This is a genomic window from Alkalimarinus alittae (assembly GCF_026016465.1).
Lineage (GTDB): Bacteria > Pseudomonadota > Gammaproteobacteria > Pseudomonadales > Oleiphilaceae > Alkalimarinus > Alkalimarinus alittae.
Genome location: NZ_CP100390.1, coordinates 3,562,989 through 3,586,342 on the forward strand (window position 1 = coordinate 3,562,989; position 23,354 = coordinate 3,586,342).

Consider the following 23,354-nt stretch of genomic DNA (forward strand, 5'->3'; position numbering starts at 1 on the left):
TAATTTAACGCAATTTTAGTGTTGCCAGGCCTACCAATACCAAGACCACTGTTATTACCCAAAACCGGACGATTACACGAGGTTCAGGCCAACCTTTTAATTCAAAATGATGATGTAATGGCGCCATTCTAAAGATTCTTCGGCCGGTTAATTTATATGAGCCGACCTGAAGAATGACAGACACCGTTTCCATAACAAAAACGCCGCCCATGATAAACAGTACGATTTCTTGCCTTACAATGACCGCAACAATGCCCAACGCAGCACCTAGTGCCAATGCACCTACATCTCCCATAAAGACTTGAGCTGGATACGTGTTAAACCATAGAAAGCCAAGGCCTGCGCCCACTAATGCTCCACAAAAAATAATAAGCTCGCCTGCGCCTGGTAGATATGGGATATGAAGATAATCAGCAAAACGAACATTACCTGATAGATAGCAAAAGATTGCCAATGCACCGGCAACCATTACCGTTGGCATGATTGCCAACCCATCCAGTCCATCCGTTAGGTTTACAGCATTACTACTACCCACGATGACAAAATAGCTTAGCAAGATAAATAGCGGCCCCATCTCAAGCGCAAAGTCTTTAAACACAGGCACGATTAGCGTTGTTTCTTGTGGCAATGTCGCGGTGCTATAGAGTGCAAATGCAGCCCCTAAACCAAATACTGACTGCCAAAAATATTTCCACTTTCCTGGTAGCCCTCTTGAATTTTTTTCAACGACTTTTCGGTAGTCATCAACCCAACCAATAGCACCAAAAAGCAGTGTCACCAAAAGCGTTATCCAGACATAACGATTACTCAAGTCTGCCCACATTAATGTACTAACAGCAACAGCCACTAAAATAAGCGCGCCACCCATTGTTGGTGTGCCGGCTTTACTAAGGTGCGATTGCGGCCCGTCACCTCTAACTGACTGCCCTATTTGATACTGGCTTAGTTTCCTGATCATAATCGGACCGACAATCAGTGCGATAGTAAGGGACGTTAGTACACCCAAGATGCCTCTTAACGTCAGGTACTTAAATACACCAAATACACTGATATACTGAGATAGAAAATCAGCTAACCAAACTAACATTACGCAACCACCTTTTGTTTTAGCATTTCTTCTACAATTGTTTCCATTGCAGAGCTTCTAGACCCTTTCACCAAATAGGTAGCGTCTTCCCTTATTTCTTTCTTAAGCACGTCTATCAAATCCTGCTTGCTATTAAATTCTTGTGCCTTACTGCCAAAGCCTTTCACAGTATCCTTGGCATATTGACCAAAGGCATATAGAGCATCAACACCCGCGTCTTTGGCATAAAGCCCTATTTCATGATGCATATCTGCTGCATCCTCCCCCAACTCTGCCATATCGCCCAACACAGCAACTCTAAAACCATTCGAACTCACTAACACGTCCAATGCAGCTCTAGTAGATGAAGGGTTCGCATTGTAGGTATCATTAATAACCGTATAACCCTGCTCCGATGTAGCGAGTTCAAGTCGCCCTTTAATACTCTTCAATTCGCTTAATATTTTTTTAATGGCCTGCCAGCTAACACCTAACACATTGGCTGCACTAGACGCTGCCAATGCATTAGCGATATTGTGCTCTCCTGGTAAAGGTAACGATATTGAAACTCTCCCTTCACTCCAGCACAGTTCAAAACTTGAACCATTAGGTCTTAGATCAATGGATTCAGCCCAAACATCCGCACCAGCATTTGCATTAAGACTAAACGCGCACGTTTTGCGAAAGCCGGCTATCTTTTTCCATTGTTCAAACGCAGGATCATCAGCATTTAAAATCGCCACACCGTCTTCATCTAAAGCACTAATAATTTCACTTTTTGCTTGAACAATATTCTCGTAACTACCAAAACCCTCTAAGTGAGCATTACCTGCATTAGTAAGAATCGATACATCAGGTTTAGCAAGTGATGCGGTGTAGTTGATTTCGCCAACGCCACTAGCACCCAGCTCTACCACTGCAAACTTGTGCTCTTCACTAATCCTGAGCAAGGTCAATGGCGCGCCAATATGATTATTTAAATTACCCTTGGTCGCTAAAGTATTACCCTGCTCACTCAATAGTTCAGCTAGCATTTCCTTGACAGATGTTTTGCCACTACTGCCCGTAATTGCCGCAATACGTCCGCTAAACAATTGACGGTTGTAACTGGCTAAAACCCCTAGTGCTTTTAATGTATCGGTCACCTGAACTTGAGGGATATCCACATCCTGATACGTATCAACTAGTGCTGCAACAGCCCCTTGTTCTTTTGCGCTAATAACATACTGATTGCCATCAAAGTTAGGACCTTGCAACGCAACAAAAAGATCGCCTGCCTGAATACTACGAGTATCCGTGCTGACAGACCTAAATACGCAGTCTTCACCAAACGCATCACCACTGGTGATGCTTGCAAGCGTTGCTAATGAGCAATCATTAATCATTTCGACACACCTACACCCAAATAGCGCTCAACTACGTCTATATCGCTATAACTTAACCGCTGCCCCTCAATTTCTTGGTAGTCCTCATGCCCCTTACCTGCCACCAATACCATATCGTTAATACAGGCATTAGACATGCAATACTCAATCGCAGATTGACGATCATGAATCACACTAACATCTGCGCTTTTGCTGAATCCAAAAATAATATCTTCAACGATATCTTCCGGCTTTTCACCTCTAGGGTTATCATCTGTCACCACAATCACATCGGCATAGTCTTCGGCTATTGCAGCCATCATGGCGCGTTTGCCAGCATCACGATCCCCGCCGCACCCAAAAACACACCATACGCTACCCGTGCAATGCTGCTTTACGGCTTGTAGTGCATTTTTTAGCGCATCTGGTGTGTGCGCATAGTCGACGATTACGCCAGGCTGCCCTTCGACATTGTAGGCCTGCATTCTTCCTGTAACAGGCGTCAACTCTGCTGTAGCCTGACAAATTTCTTCTATGCCATACCCCATAGCAAACGCAACACCTATTACTGCCATGACGTTACTAAGATTAAACGCCCCCATTAACTGGCAGTTTAATGTTGTTGTCCCCCAAGGCCCTGATAACTCGGCGTTAATTCCTTGCTTGGTGTACTGAATACGATCTACTGAAATATCGGCGGGCTCACTGATTCCGTAGCTGATGACTTTGGTTGTATCTGCAATAGATCCTACTAACTCACGACCATATTCATCATCAAAGTTGATCACTGCAAACGACAAACCAGGCTTTTGAAACAAGGCTTTCTTAGCATTACCATACGCTTCCATCGACTCATGATAATCAAGATGATCTCTGGATAAGTTTGTAAATACTGCTCCAGCAAAGTTAACTTCATCTACACGGCCTTGATCTAGTCCGTGTGAAGAAACCTCCATCGCAGCACAGCTTGCTCCGCGACCTTTTAGGTTTGCTAAAATTTGCTGCACCTTAACAACGTCTGGTGTGGTATGCGTTGCCACCTCTAGATCATCAAGCAACCCATAACCCAACGTACCAATAACCCCTGTTTTATCTCCTAGTCCGCTTAGCACTTGAGCCAAGTACTGTGAAACTGTGGTTTTCCCATTCGTACCGGTTACCCCCACAACCCTCATATGTTTTGAAGGCGCACCAAAGAATCGAGACGCAATTTCGCCGACATGCGCTTTCAAGCCAGGAACAAACAATTCTACGGAATCACCGTCTTCGCAAATACTCAAAACGTCTTTATCACTATCCACTAATACCGCAACAGCACCATTGGCGACAGCTTGAGGTACATGCGCGCGCGCCGAAGCGCTAAACCCTTTCAGCGCGATAAACAAATCACCCTTCTTTACCTTTCGACTATCAAGCGCAACACCATAAACTCGGCAATCTAGCACCGATGGCAAAACACAAATGCCTTTTAACAACGCACTCAATGTATGTTCGCGGGGTTCTATCGCCATCATGATCAACCCTTCACTCTGCCATTATCAGTTGAATTAGTTTGCTTTCTATCTAAAGAAAGCGTCCGCTGATCTGCCATTAGAGGTAAATTATCAGGTGTAACATTTAACAAGCGCATTGCACCCGACATGACTCTTGAGAAAATTGGTGCCGCAACCTCCCCACCGTAATACTCCTGACCTTGAGGCCCATCGATCACGACTACCGCGGCTACTCGTGGGTTATCAATCGGTGCAACCCCTGCAAACAAAGCCTTATACTGACTATCTTCATACCCATTACGCCCAACACTATGAACCGTGCCAGACTTTCCACCTACATCATAAGTAGCGACTCGAGCTCTTGTGCCTGTACCACCTTTTTCTACTACCTTTTGCAGCATTAGGCGTACATTTTTGGCAACAACGGCATCCATCACCTTCTCTGCTGCGATATTACCTTCTGTTTTTATAAGGCTAACCGGAGGCTTCATGCCATTATTACCCAAAACCATATACATCTGCGCTAATTGAAGTGCATTAACACTAACACCGTAACCATACGACATAGTGGCAACCTCTATGGGTCGCCACTTAACTGGATTTCTTAATAAACCAATGCTTTCACCAGGAAAGCCCGTGCCTGTTGCCTGCCCAAACCCTAATCGGTAAAACATATCCCACACGACTTCTCCGCTGAGATCTAGCGCAATCTTACTAGTTCCAACGTTGCTTGATTTTGAGATGATCGTCGACAGATCAATAACACCGTAATCACGATGGTCTCTTATCGACTTACGCCCAACTCTAAAATAACCTGGCGTTGTATCTATTTTTGTCCCTGGCGAGTAATCACCTGTTTCTAATGCAGCCGCAATTGTAACCGGTTTTACTGTCGAACCCGGTTCAAACACATCTGTAATGGCTCGGTTACGTAACGCCGAGGTCGAAAGTTTTGAACGGTTGTTAGGGTTATAAGAAGGCTGATTAACCATCGCCAACACTTCACCCGTCGCCACATCAAGAATAACCATTGAACCTGCTTTTGCTCGATGCGCCATAACAGCCGCTTTAAGCTCTCGATAAGCGAGATATTGAACGCGCATATCAAGGCTAAGACTTAACGATCTGCCGGGCTGAGCGTCGCGAACAAGATCTAAATTCTTAATCACCGACCCACGTCTATTTTTTAAAACACGCTTTTTACCTGGATGCCCAATAAGCCATTCGTCGTAAGCGAGCTCAACGCCTTCTTGCCCCATTTCATCGATATTGGTAAACCCTACAACGTGAGACGCAACCTCTCCTGCTGGGTAAAATCGCTTATATTCCCGGCGGCTATACACCCCCGGTAAATCTAAATCTGTAACGCGGGCCGCCTGAGCTGGCGAAATCTTGCGTTTTAGATAAATAAACTCTCTCGACTTATTGCTATTAATTCTTTTAGTTAACCAGGTCTCACTTACTTCAAGCCTGTTGGCCAACTCGCGAAGACCCCTTGCGTCATACTGCATTTCTTGAGGGTTAGCCCACACAGTTTCAACCGGAGTGCTAACGGCTAAAGGCTCACCAAATCGGTCTGTGATCATGCCTCTATGAGCATCGATCTTCTCATGTCGAATAGTGCGTGCATCGCCTTGCCCTTTTAAAAACTGCTGATCTACTACTTGTAATTCTACCGCACGATACATGAGCACAATCACAGCAAAAGAAAGAACAGACACAACAAACCAGAACCGCCATACTGCGACCCCTTGCTCGTCATCTAACTGTTCATTTTTTGCGTCAATCTTGCCGCTCATTTTTTATTTCCCTTAAAGGGCGTCCGTCTATTCTTATTGTCAATCGCCGATTACTTAATGACGATAATGTCTGCTGCTTCTGGAATTTTCATATCCAATTTAGTAATGGCTACATGCTCTATTCTTCCATGTGCGCTCCATGCGCTTTGTTCAAGGAGCAACTGGCTCCACTCCATTTCGTATGCATCTCTCTCCGACTGCAACACCGATAACTCAGTAAACAGCTGACGATTAAGGTGCGAAGCATAAATCACCCCAACCGCACTCGCGATTAACGCAATGCACATAAAAAATGTTATTACTGACGATTTTCCTAGCAATGCGCCTGATATCGCCTTGAAGAAAAGCCACCAATCTTTCAGTGCATTCAACCAAGCTTCTCCATCACTCGCATTACCGCACTTCGAGACCTAACATTACGCTCAACCTCTTGTTTACTTGGTTTAATTGCCTTACCCACTAGTGCAAAGTGCCGTTCAATTTGATCTTCTCTTACAGGCACGCCAGCCGGTGGCTCATTACCTTTTACTTTATTTCTCATAAAGCGTTTAACCATACGATCTTCAAGAGAGTGAAAACTAATTACCACTAATCGACCACCTGGTTTAAGCGCTTCTGCTGCTGTTTCTAGCACTTCTTCTAAGTCAGTTAACTCGTCGTTCACTTTGATACGAATAGCTTGAAAGGCTCTTGTTGCTGGGTTTTTGCCTTTTTCCCATGCGGGGTTTGCTTCAGCTACAATTTTTTGTAATTTCGCAGTCGTATCAATCACACCTTTGTCGCGCGCCTCTACAATTGCACCTGCAATCCGTTTAGCAAAACGCTCTTCGCCGTACTCTTTAAGTACCGTTATAATTTCTTTTACATCTGCACAGGCAATCCACTGCTGTGCACTTAGCCCCTTTTCAGGATTCATTCTCATATCAAGAGGGCCGTCGTTAAGAAAACTAAACCCTCTACTGGCATCATCAATCTGCGGGGATGACACACCTAAATCTAATAAAATACCGGTTACGCCTTCCCAACCCTGCTCTTTAGCGGCGTCATCTAATTCTTTAAATGAACCGTGATGAATTGAAAAACGCGCATCTTCTTTTTTCAGCGCTTCACCGGATAAAATAGCCTCTGGATCTTTATCTACGCCTAATAGCCGCCCTTCTTCGGTAAGCTCACCAAGAATTTTTCGGCTATGGCCTCCGCGACCAAAAGTGCCATCAATATAGACACCTGACTTATCTTTAACGAGCTCAGCGACTGCCTCTTCTAACAAAACAGTTAAATGCGCCACACCGGAGCCGTTTTCTGAGCCTGATTCAATATCTACACTTGTTGCCACAATAAACCCGTCATTAAATGAAGCTTCAGTTAAAATTCTATAAAGATAAGTTGTTCATTTCTTCTGGCATAAACCCATCATCAGGTTCGTCCAACATGTCGTTCCAGCTTTGCTCACTCCAAAGCTCTGCTTTATCGCCCAACCCGACAAGCATTACTTTTTTATCTAAGTTTGCAAAAGCTCTAAGCGTTGGCGGTAGCAGCAACCGGCCATTACCATCCATTTCTAGTTCACTCGCATTACCCAGCACTAAGCGCTGCATACGCCTTACTTTTGGATTGCTGTTAGGCAGATCTTCAAGCGTCTTCTTTACTTCTTTCCATTGAGGCTCAGGGTATACAAATAAACACCGCTCATATGGACTTGCAGTAACAACCAAACGTCCATCACAGGCGTCAGCAAGCATTTCACGATACCGGCTAGGTACCGCAACACGCCCTTTTACATCCAAATTTATGGATTGGCTGCCCTGAAACACGTTTTTCGTCCTCTAAAATCGTAGGTTTTGGTGAGTTTTTTCTAAAAACACCACAAAAACACACTTTTTTCCACTTTTCACCACTATCACACACTATAGGAATTGAGACAAAACAATGCAAGATAAAATAGAGATATAAAGAAGGAAGATTTGGCTAAAAAGCCCATCAGTTAACGCTTTAGGGAGGTTGTTAGAGGGTTAATCGAAGCAATTAGCGCTTATAATCACAGAGATACAGATAACTCTTAAGAAACCACTTTAAGTTTAAGAATATTTGGCTATAAAAACAGGAAGCTAATTTGAAAAAGATGAGAATAAAGAAGAATTGAGTTCGCCGATAAGCCGGGTTCTGTCGTGGACAGTCATTCATCTGGGATATGCGTCACCGCATACCTCAAGCAACCTACCCGGATCCAGTGCGGGTCACACCAATGGATCCCTATTTGGTCTTGCTCCGAGTGGGGTTTACCATCGCCATGAACTGTTGCCAGTCATGCGGTGCGCTCTTACCGCACCATTTCACCCTTACCGTCAGCCGAAGCTGCTTAGGCGGTATACTCTCTGCTGCACTGGCCGTAGGCTCGCGCCCCCCAGGTGTTACCTGGCACTCTACCCTTTGGAGCCCGGACTTTCCTCCACCTATTTACATAGATAGCGACTGCCTGGCGAACTCAGACGACAAGATACCCTGATCACCTCAGTTGGGCAAGAAATTTTCACCCTATGTGAGAGTATCTTTTTACCCCCCCCCACTCAAGCCACTTAGCCATCAACCTTACTGCCTGCTCGCCCCTGCTTCTCAAGCGCGCGCTGATATAAATCTTTTTTGTTTCCACCCACCAGCTCAGACACTATTTTGCTCGCTTTCTTTATTGGCATTTCTGCCATAAGCAAGGTGAGCATTTTATCCTGCTCTATCGTTGACACATCGGGACTCTCGACCACACCCTCCAACAGCAGAACAAATTCACCTTTTTGCTGATTGAGGTCGCCATCCACCCATTCACGCAACGCACCTAGCGAATCTCCTTTGATGGTTTCGAAGGTCTTAGTCAACTCCCTTGCGATAACCAAATAGCGCTCAGAGCCATATACCTCATCCATTGCCTCCAAGGTATCCACGATTCGGTGAGGCGACTCATAAAAAATAACCGTACGCGTCTCATACAAAAACGCTTCTAAGCGTTTTATTTTACCACCCTGCTTGGCGGGCAAAAAACCTTCAAATACGAATCGGTCTGAAGGCAACCCAGAGACACTCAACGCAGTAACAACTGCAGAAACACCTGGAATGGGCACCACTCTTACCCCTTGCTCTCTCGCTAGCTTAACTAAAAAGTATCCTGGGTCTGATATAAGAGGTGTACCGGCATCTGAAACTAAAGCAATACTTTTACCCTCTTTGATTTTATCAATCAACGCTTGAGACTTATCTCTTTCGTTATGCTCATGCAGCGCCATCATTCGGGCTGTCACGCCAAGGTGGTTCATCAACCTCTGACTGTGCCTAGTATCTTCGGCCGCAATAAAGTCTACCTTCTTTAGTATTTCAACCGCCCTTAACGTAATATCATCTAAATTACCGATGGGCGTTGCCACAATATACAAACTTGCTTCTGTATTCACCGAATGCCTTCCAATACCATTTACTTTATTTAGAAGTCTTCAGAGAAACAAAAGACCTCCCAAAATAATCAATTTTTATCAATCAATCGACCACACGCCAAGCGTTATTTGTTATTCTACAGGATTATCCTAACAACATCTGTCCAACCTTAGAGACAGGTAGTATTTAACGGTTATCATTTGACTATGCACAATTTTATAAAAGCCGGACTCATACTTCTCACTATTTTTTCTGTCGGGTGCGCAACGACCCCCTTAGAAGAGAGTCAAGAGGCTTCCAGAAAAATTGCTGATGAAGATTTTTCATCTATAACATCACTACTTAAACAAGCGGCCAATGCAGCAGATCCCATCACTAGAGCTAAATTCCAACTACAAGCTGCAGAAGCATTCCGTCAAAATGACGACCGAGCACAAGCTCAAACACTCTTACAAACAGTAGATTACCCTGTGTTGCCTCAAGACATGAAGGAGCAATACATCCTTATCGCCCTTTCTATGTCAGTACAAGATGCAAACATAGAACAAACAACACTACTGCTCACCAACATTCCTGACCATTTCTTTCAACAAGTACCGCCTGACATTCAACGCCAAGCAGGTGAGTTAAAAGCCCAAGGATACGATTTAACTAAGCAATACTTTTTTGCAGCAAAAGAACGCATTAATAACTCAGCATTTTTTTCAGGTGATGAGTACTGGAGTAATCACGAACGAATTTGGCAATCTTTAAGTAAAGCTCAAACTTCGGAGTTGAGCCAACAACAAGCAGGCGCAAACAATTACGAACTGAAAGGATGGCTACAGCTTGCAACAGGTATTAAACAAAATCAAATCAGTCTTGAGCAACAACTTTCCAGCCTATCCGAGTGGCTTGCTCAATGGCCAGAGCACCCGGCTGCATTAAAGCTACCGGAGGAACTTGAACTGTTATCAACACTCCCAGACAGGCGACCCGACAGTATAGCTCTCGCACTCCCTTTAACAGGCCCTCTAGCTAAGGCCGGAGAAGCTATCCGCGATGGTTTTTTAGCGACATATTACGCCGACAAATATCACACAACTAGCAATACAGAAATAACACTTTATGACACAAACCAGCGAAGCTTTAATGAAGTGTACCAAGAGATTCTAAGCAACGCGCCAGACTTAATAATAGGCCCTTTAGACAAAGGGTCTTTAATGGCACTCGAAAAAATAGGGGCTCTGACAACACCTGTACTTGCTTTAAACTATCTTAATGACGATGCAATCGCACCCTTACAACTTTATCAGTTTGGACTATCTGCTGAAGACGAAGCTCGTCAGCTCGTTAATAAAATATGGTCTACCGGCGCTCGACAAGTCATTACTGTAATGCCCGAGACTGATTGGGGTCAGCGCATTTATGACGCATTTTCTAAAGAATGGCTAAGTCGAAATGGCGAAATTGTAGACAGCGCTTTCTTCACCACAGATAAACTATCTAGCGTGGTTGAAAGTTTACTAGCCGTCGATAAAAGCAAGCAAAGAGCAAGGCAGGTTAGAAACACGGTAGTCGAGTCACTTGAGTTCACACCAAGACGACGCCAAGATATCGATGCCATTGTTCTCATTTCAAAACCCGAAACAGCTAGGCAATTAAAACCTCTATTCTCGTTTCATTATGCGAGCGACATCCCGATTTATTCAACCTCTCATATATACTCTGGCACGCCATCACCACAAAAGGATAACGACTTAAACGGCATCAAGTTTATTGAAACGCCATGGGTACTAAGCCAAACCAACGCCATCAAGCATCAAGTACATAAGTTAATGCCGCGACGCGCCCAGTACTATGATCGCCTGTTTGCATTAGGCTCTGACGCTTATACACTAGCCCCTCGCCTTATCTTGCTAGAACGAATTGAAGGCAGCCAAGTAAATGGTCAAACAGGCTTATTAACAATGAATGAGAAAAAACAAATCATAAGGACGCTTGACTGGGCTCGCTTTGTTCGCGGAGAAGCTAGAGCGGAAAGATAAACCATACAACGCAACACTCTCAAGGATGAGATAATGAGCAACACGACTGAACAAGGGTCCTTCTATGAGGAGATGGCGCACCGCTACCTTCAAAAACAAGGACTCACACTACTAGAAAAGAACTTTCGCCATAGACAAGGTGAAATTGATCTTATTATGCGCCACGACAACACGCTTGTTTTTGTTGAAGTCAGGTACCGAAAGCAAGACTTTTTCGGATCTGCTGAAGAAAGCATTACCTACAGAAAACAGCAAAGTATCATTTCGACTGCAAATTACTTTCTCATGAAAAAGAAACTATGGGATACCTCATGCCGTTTTGACGCAATTACAATTAAACCGTCAAAGAGGCCTTTTCAGTCACATGATATCAATTGGATTGTTTCTGCCTTCTGTTAAGGTACATTAAATGACCCCTTAGGCCTCCAATACTTAACAACTAGCCTGCCAAGGCAATAAAGCGGCTAAGTTTTATAAAAAATTAGAGCGATTAATAGAGAAATAGAATGCATCCTGAAGATACCGCTAGAAGAATAATTTGCGACAGCATAGATTCACTGACCGACATACTGGAAACATTACCCCAGAATGTAACCGCAGCAAGTCAAGTAATGGTCAACTGCTTACTAAATGATGGGAAGGTTGTCGTATGCGCTAACGGAAACAGCGCACCATTAGCTAGCTTTTTAACAACCAGCCTTATGAATAGACACGAGCACGAAAGACCTGGGCTTCCAGCTATCAACCTTTCATCAAACATTTCAACCATCACCGCAATCTCGCGCGACTCTAACTACAACGATATCTTCTCCAAACAGATACGTGCGATAGGCCAAGCGAAAGATACATTAATTGTTTTAACAGAAGACGGAAATTGCGCCAGCGCCATACAGGCCATTCAAGCGGCACACGATAAAGAAATGAAGATCGTTGCCTTAACAGGCGTAGATGGAGGCCACCTATCCTCACTACTTCAACCTGAAGACGTTGAAGTTAGGATTACATCCAATTCAGGCGCTAGGATTCAGGAAGGACATCTACTAGCGATTAACACAATATGCTCGCTTATAGATCAGCAAATATTTGGCGTGGGATAGGTAGAACTTTACACTTTTAGCATTATCACAGTAAAACCAAAGCAAGCAGCTGCACCCTAAAAGCGTGCAACTGCTATACCCTTACACTACTTCACAACCTTCAATGAAGGCTTGGTTGACTTCTCTTTTTTAACGTCAGCAGGCCCCTCTGGGTCCGGCACCCCAGGCTCAGAACCAAACACCATCCCCTGACCGTTCTCTTTCGCATAAATAGCCATGATAGCGATAAAAGGAACATATATCTGCATAGGTACTCCGCCAAAACGAGCACTAAACATCACCGCTTCATTATCAATAGTCAGCCCAACAACTGCAGTAGGACAGATATTCAAGACAATTTGACCGTCAGTTACGAACTCTCTAGGCACTTCTACACCCGCTATACCCGCATCAACAACTAGGTAAGGGGTCATACCATTATCAAGAATCCACTCATTGAGAGCTCTTATTAAATAAGGACGACTTGGCGTCATTATATTTCTCCACAAACAGTGCAATACGAATAATTAGACTGATATTAACGATTAATCTGAACCAACTAAAGAAGATATAAAATCAACTCAAAGAAAAAGGGATGCGAACATCCCTTTTTAGCATGCTTCTTTAAAACACTAGAGTCTCATTTCAAGCTCTGCGTCAGAAAGACTTGCCTTGAAAGACTCTCTTTCAAACAGCCTTTCCATATAAGCCTCAATCAACGCCTCTTGCTTTTCTGGGAGCTCAATGCCTAATAAAGGAAGTCTCCATAATAACGGCGCTACACAGCAATCAACGATTGTAAATTCCTCACTCATGAAATAAGGCTTCTCGTTGAAAATAGGCGCTGTTGCAATAAGGCTTTCTCTAAACTCTTTACGAGCCTTATCGACTGCCGCTTCATCTTTACCTAGCAAAATCGTATCAACGAAGTCACACCAGTCTTTTTGAATGCGATGCATCATTAGTCGACTCTGGGCGCGAGCTACTGGATACACAGGCAATAAAGGAGGATGCGGGAAACGCTCATCCAAATACTCCATCATAATATTGGCCTCATAAAGCACCAATTCACGATCGACAAGCGTTGGTAAAGCATTGTAAGGATTCAGATCTGCCAATTCTTCAGGCTTGTTATCAGGATCAACATCAATCACGTCGACAGCAACACCTTTCTCTGCCAACACAATTCTAACCCGATGACTATAATGACTTTGACCATCTGAGAAAAAGGTCATCGAAGACCGTTTGGTCACAACACCCATAGAGCTACCCCATAATATCGACGTTTCTATATCATTATAAAAACGGATGAAAAAATCCAGCGAATGGAGTTACCCACGCGCTGGACACAAGAAAGTTAACGAATTATACACCAATTATCTAGTGAACGTCTTTCCAGTATTCTTTGTTCAAGAAATATGCAGGTATAAATAGGATTACTAAGAATAGAAGAACCCATTTACCCAAGCTTTCGCTTTCCATTCGAGAAGGCTCACCCATGTAGACCATAAAGTTAACTAGGTCATATATGGTTTCGTCATACTCTTCTTTGGTCATACTTCCTTCAGTGGCATAAGTTGAACAACCACTATCTGAAACAATACGGCCACTTAATGGATCTACCACTGGCTCCGCACCCGTTTCAGGCTTATGAGCACAAACTCCTTGCAACCCTGCTAGAACATGAGGCATACCCACATCCTTAAACACAGAATTATTCACGCCATAAGGGCGGGCAGGATCAGCATAGAAACCACGCATATAGCTATAAAGCCAATCAGGTCCACGAAGACGCGCTTCCAATGTTAGATCTGGTGGTGGGTTACCAAACCAGTTTTTAGCCTGAGAAGGCTGCATTGCAATATTCATTAGTTCGCCAATTTTAGCGTCACTGAATATTAAGTTCTCTTCGTAAGCTGCCAAAGGAATACCTAAATCGGTAGCAACACGCTCATATCGAGCATACTTCATGGAGTGACACCCCATGCAGTAGTTAGTAAATGTTGCAGCACCCTTTTGAAGTGATGCTTTATCCGAAAGATCTGGCTTCATGTGATCTAATGGAACCCCCCCACCAGCAGCAAAAGCAAACGCAGGTAAGACTGCAAACACCATAGTTACAAGTATCTTTTTCATTAGCCTGTCACCCTTTCTGGTACTGGTTTAGTTTTATCGATTCGGCTATACCAAGGCATCAAGATGAAAAATGCGAAATAGATAAACGTCAGTATTTGAGCCAAGGTTGTTTTTCCAGGCGTACTCGGCACAGCACCTAAATAACCCAGAACAACAAAGCTGATAGCAAATGCAATAAGTGCAATTTTACTGATCCACCCTTTATATCGAATAGATTTAACCGGGCTACGATCTAACCATGGCAATACAAACAAGATAGCAATTGCAGCACCCATTACAACAACACCCCAGAACTTAGCAGGTAAGCCTAAGATACCCACAGTAACAGCACGTAGCATCGCGTAGTAGGGCGTAAAATACCATACAGGTGCAATATGCTCTGGAGTTTTCAAAGGATTCGCAGGTTCAAAGTTGGGTTTTTCAAGCGCATAACCGCCCATCTCTGGGAAGAAAAACACAACGGTACAGAAAACAAACAAAAATACGACCACCGCCACAATGTCATGAACAGTGTAATAAGGATGGAAAGGAATACCATCTTTAGGAATACCGTTTTCGTCTTTGTTTTTCTTTATTTCAATACCATCTGGATTGTTTGAGCCTACTTCGTGTAATGCTAATAAGTGCAAAACAACTAAAGCGAGCAATACAATTGGTAGCGCCACAACATGAAGTGCGAAGAATCGGTTTAATGTAACACCTGAAATTAGGTAATCACCGCGTATCCACAAAGAAAGGTCTTCACCTACAACAGGAATAGCACCAAATAAATTGATGATAACCTGTGCCCCCCAATAAGACATTTGCCCCCAAGGAAGCAAGTAACCCATAAAGGCTTCAGCCATCAAGACTAGGTAGATTGTCATACCAAAAATCCACACTAGCTCACGCGGCTTACGATAAGACCCATACATCAAGCCACGGAACATATGTAGATAAACAACAACGAAGAACGCTGACGCGCCCGTTGAGTGCAAGTAGCGAAGCAACCAACCGTATTCAACATCACGCATGATGTATTCAATTGACGCAAACGCACCTTCTGCAGATGGGTTATAACTCATCGTTAACCAAATACCGGTTAACAACTGGTTAACAAGCACCAACATTGATAGCGAACCGAAGAAATACATAATGTTAAAGTTCTTCGGAGCATAATACTTGCTCATGTGCTTTTCATAAGCGGTGACAACAGGTAACCGCTCGTCAATCCATTCAATCAACTTTTGCATTACGCGGTCTCCTCATCAACACCAATAATTAGATTATTGTCATCAATATATTTGTATGGAGGCACTTCTAGATTTAAAGGCGCCGGAACCCCTTTAAATACACGACCAGACAAATCAAACTTTGACCCATGACAAGGGCAGAAAAAGCCACCCAACCAATCAGCACCTAAATCGGCCGCTTCTACTTCTGGACGGTATTGAGGTGAACAACCTAGATGTGTACAAATCCCAACAAGCACTGCAAACTCAGGACGAGAGGCACGATAAATACCTGTAATATATTCAGGCTGCTGAGGCTCTAGAGAATCAGGATCCAAAACTTTATCGTTCATTTTCTCAATGTTGTCGATCATTTCTTGTGTTCGACGAACAATCCATACCGGTTTACCACGCCATTCCACTGTCATTTGCTGGCCCGGCTCAATCTTACTTATATTGGCCGTAACCGGCGCACCTGCAGCTTTCGCTTTCGCACTTGGATTCCAAGACGCGACGAACGGTACTGCAGCTCCGACAGCCCCAACCCCACCTACTACGGAGGTCGCGCCGATTAAAAATCGACGTCGGCCGGCGTTAACTTCGCCATTACTCATACTGGCTTCTCCCATCAAGCAGCTCACAACCCTTTAAAGAGTCATTTTTTAGTTTAAAAACTTTAGGACCCAAAAATTTAAACGGCACAAATAGTAAAGAAAATAAGCATTTTCTTCAAGAAATTTGGCACTTTAATCGTTGAGCGTTGCGCTAAATCAACGATATGCAGTTGACAGCACCCCATAAACAAAAAAACGCCCGAAAGGATATCCCTTCGGGCGTTTTAAGACTGCATCCGAAGCGTAAATTAACGCTTGGAGAACTGTGGACGCTTACGCGCTTTGCGTAGACCCACTTTCTTACGCTCAACTTTACGTGCATCACGAGTAACATAACCCGCACCACGAAGAGCTGGACGCAATGTCTCATCATATTCCATCAACGCACGTGTAATACCGTGACGAATCGCACCAGCTTGACCAGTGTTACCACCACCAACAACAGTAACTTTGATATCAAACTTATCAGCCATTCCAACCAACTCTAGAGGCTGACGAACAACCATGCGAGCAGTCTCACGACCGAAAAACTCGTCCAAAGGACGGTCATTAACAACTATCTGACCACTGCCCGACTTGATAAATACACGAGCTGTAGATGTCTTACGGCGACCTGTACCGTAGTTAAAATTAGTCGACATAATCGGCTCCCGTTAGATATCCAGTTGTTGCGGCTGCTGAGCAGTATGAGGATGCTCTGTGCCAGCGTACACTTTCATTTTTTTGAACATTGCACGACCCAAAGGCCCTTTTGGCAACATTCCCTTAACAGATGTCTGAATAACTCGCTCAGGCGCTTTCTCAATCAACTTTTCAAAAGAAATCGACTTAATACCACCCATGTAACCAGTGTGGCTGTAGTACATCTTATCTTTCTGTTTCTTGCCTGTTACGCGAACTTTCTCACAATTGATTACAACTATGTAGTCACCAGTATCAACATGTGGAGTATACTCTGGCTTATGCTTGCCCCTAAGGCGTCGGGCAATTTCAGTCGATAAACGACCAAGCGTTTTGCCAGCAGCATCAACTACGAACCAGTCACGTTTTACGGTTTCTGGCTTTGCACTTAATGTTTTCATTAAATCCCGCCTTTAAATATATAAAAGGTCTTCCAGCCACTCAAGTATTAAACTCAAGCCTAGGAATCAGTTCAAGATTGCTAAAAATGCTCGACCGGCAGGAAACGGGGCAGGTTCCATTCAGCAAAGCGTTAAAAAATTCAGGGCGCAAATTATAAAACAAATAAAAGATAAAGTGCCAGCTTTATTTGGCTCAAAATCAACTTATTTGCTTATAAGCTCACTAATTTTGGGTTAATACCCGATTATACCAAATAAATTCGACGCATTGTCCATCAATTGACGATTTACAACATCATCAGCCTCTGGCCTTAATGCACAAAAAGCCTTATGAATTAATGGTATATTAAGTGGCGTATTCCGCCCTCCCTGCATACCGGATAAAGGCATATCAGGGCTATCAGTCTCTAAAATAATCGCCTCCAATGGGAGTTTGGCAAATGTCTTTCTTGTTTTTTGTGCGCGTTCGTAAGTAATCACCCCACCCAAACCAAGATATACACCTGCCTCCCAAAATCGAACAGCCTGCTCTAAACTTCCAGAAAAACCATGGAGTAGACCACCGGCAACAAGCGGCTTGCGTTTTAGCACTTCGATTATTTGATTATGCGCTTTTCGAGAATGCATAACCACAGGTAACTTAAACTTATTGGCAAGTTCAACTTGCTGTTCAAAAAATACCAATTGGCGATTGAGGTCTGGTTTTGATAAGTCGAGCCCAATTTCACCTATCGCTACAATTTCTTTATGCTTTTCTAGTAAGCACTCCAAAGTTGCAACATCACCTTCAGTATGCGCATCTAAAAAACAGGGGTGCAAACCTAGGCAAGGGTATACAGCAGAATACTGAGCTGAAACCTGCAAAACCTTAGACCATCGATTCCGTTCTACACCAGGAACCACGAACATTTTTACACCTAAGCTATGACACCGTAAGATTAATTCCGCTCGATCTACATCAAACACATCAAAATCAAGGTGGCAGTGCGCATCCGCGTAAATCATAACGCTAGCAATTAATGTTCACGCGTTTTATGGAATTCAACTTCAGGATAACGCTCCTGCGCTAACTGAAGATTAACCATCGTCGGCGCAATATAGGTTAGGTTATCCCCTCCATCTAGCGCCAAATTATCAAATGCTTTTTTACGGAACTGCTCTAGTTTAATTTCATCTTCTGCGGTTACCCAGCGTGCCGTCGCCACACTTATAGGCTCATATATCGCATCCACTTTATATTCAGCTTTAAGCCTGTGTACAACCACATCAAACTGTAGGACACCAACAGCGCCCACAATAAGGTCATTATTTTTTAGCGGACGGAATACCTGTACCGCGCCTTCTTCCGATAGCTGGATCAACCCCTTATTCAACTGCTTAGCTTTCAAAGGATCTCTCAGGCGGATACGCCTGAACAACTCAGGTGCAAAATTAGGGATACCGGTAAAACGCATATCTTTACCCGCTGCAAAGGTATCGCCAATCTGTATAGTGCCATGATTATGCAGCCCTATTATGTCTCCCGCATACGCCTCTTCGACACGAGTACGATCTCCTGCCAAAAACGTTAATGCATCAGATACTCGAACATCTTTACCCAACCGTACATGTCGCATTTTCATGCCTTGTTCATAGCGGCCAGAGCAAACTCTTAAAAAAGCCACCCGATCACGATGCTGTGGGTCCATGTTGGCTTGTATCTTAAATACAAACCCTGAGAACTGCTCATCAGTTGACTCAACCGTTCCCTTATCTGACTCTCTTGACAGCGGCGCAGGCGCCCACTCAACCAAACCGTCAAGCATATGGTCAACACCAAAGTTACCTAACGCCGTTCCAAAGAATACAGGCGTCAATTGTCCTGCAAGAAACATCTCAAGATCAAACTCATGTGATGCACCTTTTACTAGCTCAATTTCATCCCTTAAGTCCGAAGCATACTCACCTAACACGCTATCCAGCTCAGGATTATCCAACCCTTTGATAACCTTCTCTTCCTGAATTGTATGCCCCTGACCGGACTGATAAAGAATAATTTCATCACGCAACAGGTGATAAACACCCTTGAATTGCTTACCCATGCCAATAGGCCAGGTCACAGGCGAGCAGGCAATCTTTAATACATCCTCAACTTCATCCATCAACTCAATAGGATCGCGTATATCTCGGTCCATTTTGTTCATGAACGTTAAGATCGGTGTATCCCTCATTCGGGTTACATCCATTAACTTAATCGTTCTGGCTTCAACCCCTTTAGCACAATCAATTACCATTAAACAGGAGTCAACAGCCGTAAGCGTTCGATAGGTGTCTTCAGAGAAGTCTTCGTGACCGGGCGTATCAAGTAGATTGACCAAGTGATCACTATAGGGAAACTGCATCACAGAGGTCGTAACCGAGATACCTCGTTCTTTTTCCATTTCCATCCAGTCAGACTTTGCATGCTGTCCCGACTTTTTCCCTTTTACTGTGCCCGCAGTCTGAAGCGCATGTCCAAATAAAAGCACCTTCTCTGTAATAGTTGTCTTACCCGCATCCGGGTGAGAAATAATGGCAAAGGTTCTACGTTTTTTAATTTCTTTTTCAAAACGGGACATGAAAACTCACTTGAAGATCGCTTAAAAAGGTCAGCTTTAAAATTCTGGCGCGAATTATAACCAGTTTATCATCAATTAGACATAACGATCCGCAACGTCTCAATATTTGTCTCAGCACCAGAGTCACAAAAACCATTAACACTACCAAGAAACTGCGACCAGATGCCGCACTCTTAAATTTGATTACCCTGTATAATCACTATCCTTGAGTCTATCAAACATAATTTAAGCAGAGAGATGAAGTGACCACTCCAATCAATCCCCTCAATAAGCACCTGCTTCTCGTTAATACTGTACGCTGTTTTATTTTGCTAGCTGTTTTAGGCTTGGTTTCTGCCGGGTACTTTTTCAACGCGACAGACACCAGTATTGTTATCACGCTATTTACACTATCATCTTATACTGTTCTTTCAGTCTACACATTCAACCGACTTAGTAAAAAAAGCACTATATCTGAACGGGAATTTTTCACGCATTTAGCCACTGATATGTTGGTATTAAGCGTTTTTTTTGTTTTTTCAGGCGGGTCTGCAAATCCTTTTGTTTCGCTTTACCTATTTCCTATCATCGTATGCGCATCCCTTCTGTCTGCCACTTATACACGAATACTGCTGGCCTTAGGCATAACTTGTTATAGCGCGCTCTTCGTAATCGACATGGTATGGCCTAACGGAAGCAGCGCAACTCACTCCGCCTCAAGCGACCATGTCATAGGTAATATGAACGCTCATGTTATCGACGGCATGATCGATCACAGCAGCCATGGAGCTAATACCGATTCATCTAGTGATTTAATGTTTTCGTTACACCTGTACGGCATGTGGTTTACATTCGCCTTCAGCGCATTGTTAATATCTACATTTGTAGTCAGCATGAAAAAACAGCTAACTAAACAGCAGCAAAAAATAAATGCTCAACGTGAGTCTGCCTTACGGGATGAGCAGGTAATCGCCATTGCAACCCAAGCTGCAAACGTCGCTCATCATATAGGCACACCACTTTCAACGATCTCTGTAATCGCAAACGACCTCAAGCAGGAGCCAGAATTAAAAGCCTACGCCGAAGATTTAGCGATATTGTCTAGTCAAGTTGAGCTTTGCAGAAACGAGTTGCAGCAACTTAGGACCGATACAGACAAAAACCATCAACAGCTTACTAGCCACATCCAAGTTAGCCAGCAACTTCTTGAGATCACCAATGAACTTACCCTGCTTCACCCGCAAACAGACATCAATCTTGACCTGTCCGCATGCACTCCAGAACTGGGTATTCGAGCAGACCAGGGGCTAAAGCTTGCAATTTTGAGCCTACTTAATAATGCCTGCGAGGCGAGCCCGGACAAAATCGACATCTGTGTTAGCCAGCAAAACGACGTGCTTACCATTCAAATAAGAGATTATGGTACTGGAATCCCTCAAACGCTAGAAGGAATCCCCCAACACCCAACGCAATCTACAAAACCTTCAGGGCTTGGTCTTGGCCTGTTTTTATCTCACGCAACAGTTGAAAGACAGGGCGGCACTGTCAGGCTAGTCAATATATCTGATAACCCTCAAGGTGCATCTCCACAAAACAAAGGTACACTTACTGAAATCACCCTTCCACTGGACAGGCGCTAAAATGAGTCAAAGCATTCTGATTATTGATGATGACGATATATTCGCTCAAACCCTCAAACGATCATTCGTTCGACGCGGCTATGATGCATGGACAGCTAATAATATTACCGAAGCTGAACTGTATTTCTCAAAGAAACCCGACTTTGCAGTCATTGATTTAAAAATTGATGATGAAAGCGGACTCAACGCATTAAATTTATTAATCCAGCAATCTCCAGAAACCAATGCACTTATTTTGACGGGCTACTCATCTATATCAACAGCCGTTAAAGCCATTAAGCTCGGAGCGCAAAACTATCTATGTAAACCTGCAAACACTGATGAGATTTTAAAAGCATTAACAGGAGATGAAACGACTCAAGGAGACGTGACGATAGAAGAAAATCCTATTTCAGTAGATCGCCTAGAGTGGGAACATATACAACGAGTGCTGAACGAACATGAAGGGAATGTATCCGCTACCGCTCGAGCACTAAACATGCATCGAAGAACCTTACAAAGAAAGCTGCAGAAAAAGCCTGTTAATCGATAGGGCGCGACATCACTATCGCGTTTTCACGCGATATTCCTAATGGGTAATAATTTTTACGCACACCTATCTGCTCATACCCCTCAGAAAGATAAAGGGCGTATGCAGCTGCGTTAGACTCTCGCACCTCTAAAAACATAATATCAGCACCTAACGCTTGAGATCGCCCTATGAGGTAACGAATAATGTGTCGACCCAAGCCTTGTCGCTGATAATTACTGGCTACGCAAATATTAAGTAGATGCGCTTCACCCACAGCAACAGATATTATGCCATGCCCCAATATAATGCCCTCAGACTCTAGCAACCAGACTTCATCATTACCGGTTAAGGAGTCTCTGAAATTCCCATCAGACCAAGGGTGAGAATATGCGTTCCGCTCAATGACCAATACCTGGGTCAAATCTGACTCTAACATCTCACGGAACTTCATTTTATTCTGAAAGGGCTTAGTTGCTGCCATATCGCACGTTTATATAAGGGTTCTCTCAGTAAGTCATTAAGAGAGTATGTAGCCATAACATTAACGCCTCGTTCATCTGACAGGTTAAGCTCAAGCTCTTTTCCTAAATACTCATTCGACGTTAAATGAAGTAATAACTCGGTGACTCTTTCCCCCATCAAGAACCCATTTAAACGATCAGACTTCAGTTGACCATCAAGCCAGCCATGCAATAAACCTAACATCGATTCAACATCATTACCTGGTAAACGTTGATTGCCAAAAAACGGCCATTTAAAGCAGGCTACCGGTGTTGATTCGACATTTTCTCCTAAAGCAGAGGCAATATTTAATAACAATTCTCGCTTTAGTTGATCAGGAAACTCTGAATCAGCGTCTGATAGAAACCAGTTTTTTTCACCCACCCATAACATCAACTCTAATGTTTTTAATTTAGGTTTAGATGATGCTTTGACCAACGCAGACTTTGAACGTTCAGATGTAGAGGGAACTTCAACCCTTTCATTTTTGACCAGATTATCACTGGCAATATTTATTGCCTCTGAAGGATTAACTGATGTGCTTTGAGGGGGAGTGGAAGCAACCAAGCTATCACTTGATTGAACATCATTTTTGGCACTAGGAGTTACAGATAATGCACTGAGTATATCCGCAGCTGATTTGGGTACTGAAACATGTTCCCCCAAACGTCCATCATCTACCGATGACCGGATGTTATCTTCTCGCCCTCTGTCGTCTAGGCTAGCTGGCTTCCCCACATTGGCGCCAAAAGAAAACTCAGAAGACGCAGCAGCAGCTGGGATGACATAACGAGAGTACCATAAGGTCACTCCCATTTGCTTTAAGTAGTGCTGCCGA

The 23,354-nt window shown here is 43.6% G+C and carries 24 protein-coding genes and 1 other RNA gene; 5 read left to right on the forward strand and 20 right to left on the reverse strand.

The window, feature by feature from the left end; genetic code table 11:
- Positions 1 to 4: 4 nt before the first annotated feature.
- From mraY to rsmI, 9 genes are all read right to left on the reverse strand, one after another.
- Positions 5 to 1,087, reverse strand: a complete 1,083-nt coding sequence (mraY, locus tag NKI27_RS16085) for a phospho-N-acetylmuramoyl-pentapeptide-transferase (protein ID WP_265047051.1) — start codon at positions 1,085 to 1,087, stop codon at positions 5 to 7.
- On the reverse strand, positions 1,087 to 2,451 hold the full coding sequence (locus NKI27_RS16090) for a UDP-N-acetylmuramoyl-tripeptide--D-alanyl-D-alanine ligase (RefSeq protein WP_265047052.1): 1,365 nt from the start codon (positions 2,449 to 2,451) through the stop codon (positions 1,087 to 1,089). Before NKI27_RS16090 ends, mraY begins: the two co-directional genes overlap by 1 nt.
- Positions 2,448 to 3,944, reverse strand: coding sequence for a UDP-N-acetylmuramoyl-L-alanyl-D-glutamate--2,6-diaminopimelate ligase (locus NKI27_RS16095; RefSeq protein ID WP_265047053.1), 1,497 nt, complete (start codon positions 3,942 to 3,944; stop codon positions 2,448 to 2,450). The genes NKI27_RS16090 and NKI27_RS16095 overlap by 4 nt, the downstream gene beginning before the upstream one ends.
- A gap of 2 nt (positions 3,945 to 3,946) precedes the next feature.
- Positions 3,947 to 5,722: a peptidoglycan D,D-transpeptidase FtsI family protein gene (locus NKI27_RS16100; protein ID WP_265047054.1), complete on the reverse strand. Its 1,776-nt coding sequence runs from the start codon at positions 5,720 to 5,722 to the stop codon at positions 3,947 to 3,949.
- Positions 5,723 to 5,772: 50 nt separating this feature from the next.
- Positions 5,773 to 6,093, reverse strand: a complete 321-nt coding sequence (gene ftsL / locus NKI27_RS16105; RefSeq protein WP_265047055.1) for a cell division protein FtsL — start codon at positions 6,091 to 6,093, stop codon at positions 5,773 to 5,775.
- Positions 6,090 to 7,058, reverse strand: coding sequence for a 16S rRNA (cytosine(1402)-N(4))-methyltransferase RsmH (rsmH, locus tag NKI27_RS16110; RefSeq protein ID WP_265047056.1), 969 nt, complete (start codon positions 7,056 to 7,058; stop codon positions 6,090 to 6,092). Before rsmH ends, ftsL begins: the two co-directional genes overlap by 4 nt.
- 37 nt (positions 7,059 to 7,095) lie before the next feature.
- Entirely contained in the window at positions 7,096 to 7,536 is a 441-nt protein-coding gene (gene mraZ, locus NKI27_RS16115) for a division/cell wall cluster transcriptional repressor MraZ (protein ID WP_265047057.1), read from the reverse strand.
- 322 nt (positions 7,537 to 7,858) lie between these two features.
- An RNA gene (rnpB, locus tag NKI27_RS16120) (RNase P RNA component class A) lies at positions 7,859 to 8,210 on the reverse strand.
- 88 nt (positions 8,211 to 8,298) lie between these two features.
- Positions 8,299 to 9,162, reverse strand: coding sequence for a 16S rRNA (cytidine(1402)-2'-O)-methyltransferase (rsmI, locus tag NKI27_RS16125; RefSeq protein WP_265047058.1), 864 nt, complete (start codon positions 9,160 to 9,162; stop codon positions 8,299 to 8,301).
- Between the two features lie 186 nt (positions 9,163 to 9,348).
- Here rsmI and NKI27_RS16130 point away from each other — a divergent pair, with 186 nt between their 5' ends.
- The 3 genes from NKI27_RS16130 to NKI27_RS16140 all read left to right on the forward strand — a co-directional run bounded on the left by NKI27_RS16130 (position 9,349) and on the right by NKI27_RS16140 (position 12,266).
- On the forward strand, positions 9,349 to 11,169 hold the full coding sequence (locus NKI27_RS16130; protein WP_265047059.1) for a penicillin-binding protein activator: 1,821 nt from the start codon (positions 9,349 to 9,351) through the stop codon (positions 11,167 to 11,169).
- Between the two features lie 33 nt (positions 11,170 to 11,202).
- Positions 11,203 to 11,568: a YraN family protein gene (locus NKI27_RS16135; RefSeq protein WP_265047060.1), complete on the forward strand. Its 366-nt coding sequence runs from the start codon at positions 11,203 to 11,205 to the stop codon at positions 11,566 to 11,568.
- A 107-nt stretch (positions 11,569 to 11,675) separates the two neighbouring features.
- Positions 11,676 to 12,266, forward strand: coding sequence for an SIS domain-containing protein (locus NKI27_RS16140; protein ID WP_265047061.1), 591 nt, complete (start codon positions 11,676 to 11,678; stop codon positions 12,264 to 12,266).
- 86 nt (positions 12,267 to 12,352) lie between these two features.
- On the opposite strand, the gene NKI27_RS16145 is transcribed toward NKI27_RS16140, so the two are convergent.
- From NKI27_RS16145 to prfC, 9 genes are all read right to left on the reverse strand, one after another.
- Positions 12,353 to 12,739 (reverse strand): ClpXP protease specificity-enhancing factor, encoded by a 387-nt coding sequence (locus NKI27_RS16145; protein ID WP_265047062.1) that lies wholly within the window; start codon positions 12,737 to 12,739, stop codon positions 12,353 to 12,355.
- A 138-nt stretch (positions 12,740 to 12,877) separates the two neighbouring features.
- Positions 12,878 to 13,507: a stringent starvation protein SspA gene (gene sspA, locus NKI27_RS16150; RefSeq protein WP_265047063.1), complete on the reverse strand. Its 630-nt coding sequence runs from the start codon at positions 13,505 to 13,507 to the stop codon at positions 12,878 to 12,880.
- Between the two features lie 118 nt (positions 13,508 to 13,625).
- Positions 13,626 to 14,381 (reverse strand): cytochrome c1, encoded by a 756-nt coding sequence (locus NKI27_RS16155; protein ID WP_265047064.1) that lies wholly within the window; start codon positions 14,379 to 14,381, stop codon positions 13,626 to 13,628.
- Positions 14,381 to 15,613 (reverse strand): cytochrome b, encoded by a 1,233-nt coding sequence (locus tag NKI27_RS16160; protein WP_265047065.1) that lies wholly within the window; start codon positions 15,611 to 15,613, stop codon positions 14,381 to 14,383. The genes NKI27_RS16155 and NKI27_RS16160 overlap by 1 nt, the downstream gene beginning before the upstream one ends.
- Positions 15,613 to 16,206, reverse strand: a complete 594-nt coding sequence (petA, locus tag NKI27_RS16165) for a ubiquinol-cytochrome c reductase iron-sulfur subunit (RefSeq protein ID WP_265047066.1) — start codon at positions 16,204 to 16,206, stop codon at positions 15,613 to 15,615. Before petA ends, NKI27_RS16160 begins: the two co-directional genes overlap by 1 nt.
- A 248-nt stretch (positions 16,207 to 16,454) precedes the next feature.
- Complete coding sequence (rpsI, locus tag NKI27_RS16170) at positions 16,455 to 16,847, reverse strand: 30S ribosomal protein S9 (RefSeq protein ID WP_265047067.1); 393 nt, start codon at positions 16,845 to 16,847, stop codon at positions 16,455 to 16,457.
- 12 nt (positions 16,848 to 16,859) lie between these two features.
- Entirely contained in the window at positions 16,860 to 17,288 is a 429-nt protein-coding gene (gene rplM, locus NKI27_RS16175) for a 50S ribosomal protein L13 (protein WP_265047068.1), read from the reverse strand.
- A 234-nt stretch (positions 17,289 to 17,522) separates the two neighbouring features.
- The gene (locus tag NKI27_RS16180; protein WP_265047069.1) at positions 17,523 to 18,293 is read right to left on the reverse strand and encodes a TatD family hydrolase; all 771 of its coding nucleotides are present in this window, start codon (positions 18,291 to 18,293) and stop codon (positions 17,523 to 17,525) included.
- A gap of 11 nt (positions 18,294 to 18,304) precedes the next feature.
- The gene (gene prfC / locus NKI27_RS16185; RefSeq protein WP_265047070.1) at positions 18,305 to 19,885 is read right to left on the reverse strand and encodes a peptide chain release factor 3; all 1,581 of its coding nucleotides are present in this window, start codon (positions 19,883 to 19,885) and stop codon (positions 18,305 to 18,307) included.
- A gap of 242 nt (positions 19,886 to 20,127) precedes the next feature.
- Between prfC and NKI27_RS16190 the strand changes: the two genes are divergently transcribed.
- Positions 20,128 to 21,504: a sensor histidine kinase gene (locus NKI27_RS16190; RefSeq protein WP_265047071.1), complete on the forward strand. Its 1,377-nt coding sequence runs from the start codon at positions 20,128 to 20,130 to the stop codon at positions 21,502 to 21,504.
- Between the two features lies 1 nt (position 21,505).
- Positions 21,506 to 22,036, forward strand: a complete 531-nt coding sequence (locus tag NKI27_RS16195; protein WP_265047072.1) for a response regulator transcription factor — start codon at positions 21,506 to 21,508, stop codon at positions 22,034 to 22,036.
- Here NKI27_RS16195 and rimI read toward each other — a convergent pair.
- Complete coding sequence (gene rimI / locus NKI27_RS16200) at positions 22,026 to 22,496, reverse strand: ribosomal protein S18-alanine N-acetyltransferase (RefSeq protein WP_265047073.1); 471 nt, start codon at positions 22,494 to 22,496, stop codon at positions 22,026 to 22,028. The two genes, NKI27_RS16195 and rimI, sit on opposite strands and share 11 nt — an antisense overlap.
- Positions 22,463 to 23,326 (reverse strand): hypothetical protein, encoded by an 864-nt coding sequence (locus NKI27_RS16205; RefSeq protein WP_265047074.1) that lies wholly within the window; start codon positions 23,324 to 23,326, stop codon positions 22,463 to 22,465. Before NKI27_RS16205 ends, rimI begins: the two co-directional genes overlap by 34 nt.
- Between the last annotated feature and the right edge of the window lie 28 nt (positions 23,327 to 23,354).

What these genes read in the sequence shown, in the direction of transcription:
- mraY (WP_265047051.1), bottom strand. Translation starts at nt 1,087, where the DNA reads ATGTTAGTTTGGTTAGCTGATTTTCTATCTCAGTATATCAGTGTATTT.
- NKI27_RS16090 (WP_265047052.1), bottom strand. Translation starts at nt 2,451, where the DNA reads ATGATTAATGATTGCTCATTAGCAACGCTTGCAAGCATCACCAGTGGT.
- NKI27_RS16095 (WP_265047053.1), bottom strand. Translation starts at nt 3,944, where the DNA reads ATGATGGCGATAGAACCCCGCGAACATACATTGAGTGCGTTGTTAAAA.
- NKI27_RS16100 (WP_265047054.1), bottom strand. Translation starts at nt 5,722, where the DNA reads ATGAGCGGCAAGATTGACGCAAAAAATGAACAGTTAGATGACGAGCAA.
- NKI27_RS16130 (WP_265047059.1), top strand. Translation starts at nt 9,349, where the DNA reads ATGCACAATTTTATAAAAGCCGGACTCATACTTCTCACTATTTTTTCT.
- NKI27_RS16135 (WP_265047060.1), top strand. Translation starts at nt 11,203, where the DNA reads ATGAGCAACACGACTGAACAAGGGTCCTTCTATGAGGAGATGGCGCAC.
- NKI27_RS16140 (WP_265047061.1), top strand. Translation starts at nt 11,676, where the DNA reads ATGCATCCTGAAGATACCGCTAGAAGAATAATTTGCGACAGCATAGAT.
- NKI27_RS16145 (WP_265047062.1), bottom strand. Translation starts at nt 12,739, where the DNA reads ATGACGCCAAGTCGTCCTTATTTAATAAGAGCTCTCAATGAGTGGATT.
- sspA (WP_265047063.1), bottom strand. Translation starts at nt 13,507, where the DNA reads ATGGGTGTTGTGACCAAACGGTCTTCGATGACCTTTTTCTCAGATGGT.
- NKI27_RS16155 (WP_265047064.1), bottom strand. Translation starts at nt 14,381, where the DNA reads ATGAAAAAGATACTTGTAACTATGGTGTTTGCAGTCTTACCTGCGTTT.
- NKI27_RS16160 (WP_265047065.1), bottom strand. Translation starts at nt 15,613, where the DNA reads ATGCAAAAGTTGATTGAATGGATTGACGAGCGGTTACCTGTTGTCACC.
- petA (WP_265047066.1), bottom strand. Translation starts at nt 16,206, where the DNA reads ATGAGTAATGGCGAAGTTAACGCCGGCCGACGTCGATTTTTAATCGGC.
- rpsI (WP_265047067.1), bottom strand. Translation starts at nt 16,847, where the DNA reads ATGTCGACTAATTTTAACTACGGTACAGGTCGCCGTAAGACATCTACA.
- rplM (WP_265047068.1), bottom strand. Translation starts at nt 17,288, where the DNA reads ATGAAAACATTAAGTGCAAAGCCAGAAACCGTAAAACGTGACTGGTTC.
- NKI27_RS16180 (WP_265047069.1), bottom strand. Translation starts at nt 18,293, where the DNA reads ATGATTTACGCGGATGCGCACTGCCACCTTGATTTTGATGTGTTTGAT.
- prfC (WP_265047070.1), bottom strand. Translation starts at nt 19,885, where the DNA reads ATGTCCCGTTTTGAAAAAGAAATTAAAAAACGTAGAACCTTTGCCATT.
- NKI27_RS16195 (WP_265047072.1), top strand. Translation starts at nt 21,506, where the DNA reads ATGAGTCAAAGCATTCTGATTATTGATGATGACGATATATTCGCTCAA.
- rimI (WP_265047073.1), bottom strand. Translation starts at nt 22,496, where the DNA reads ATGGCAGCAACTAAGCCCTTTCAGAATAAAATGAAGTTCCGTGAGATG.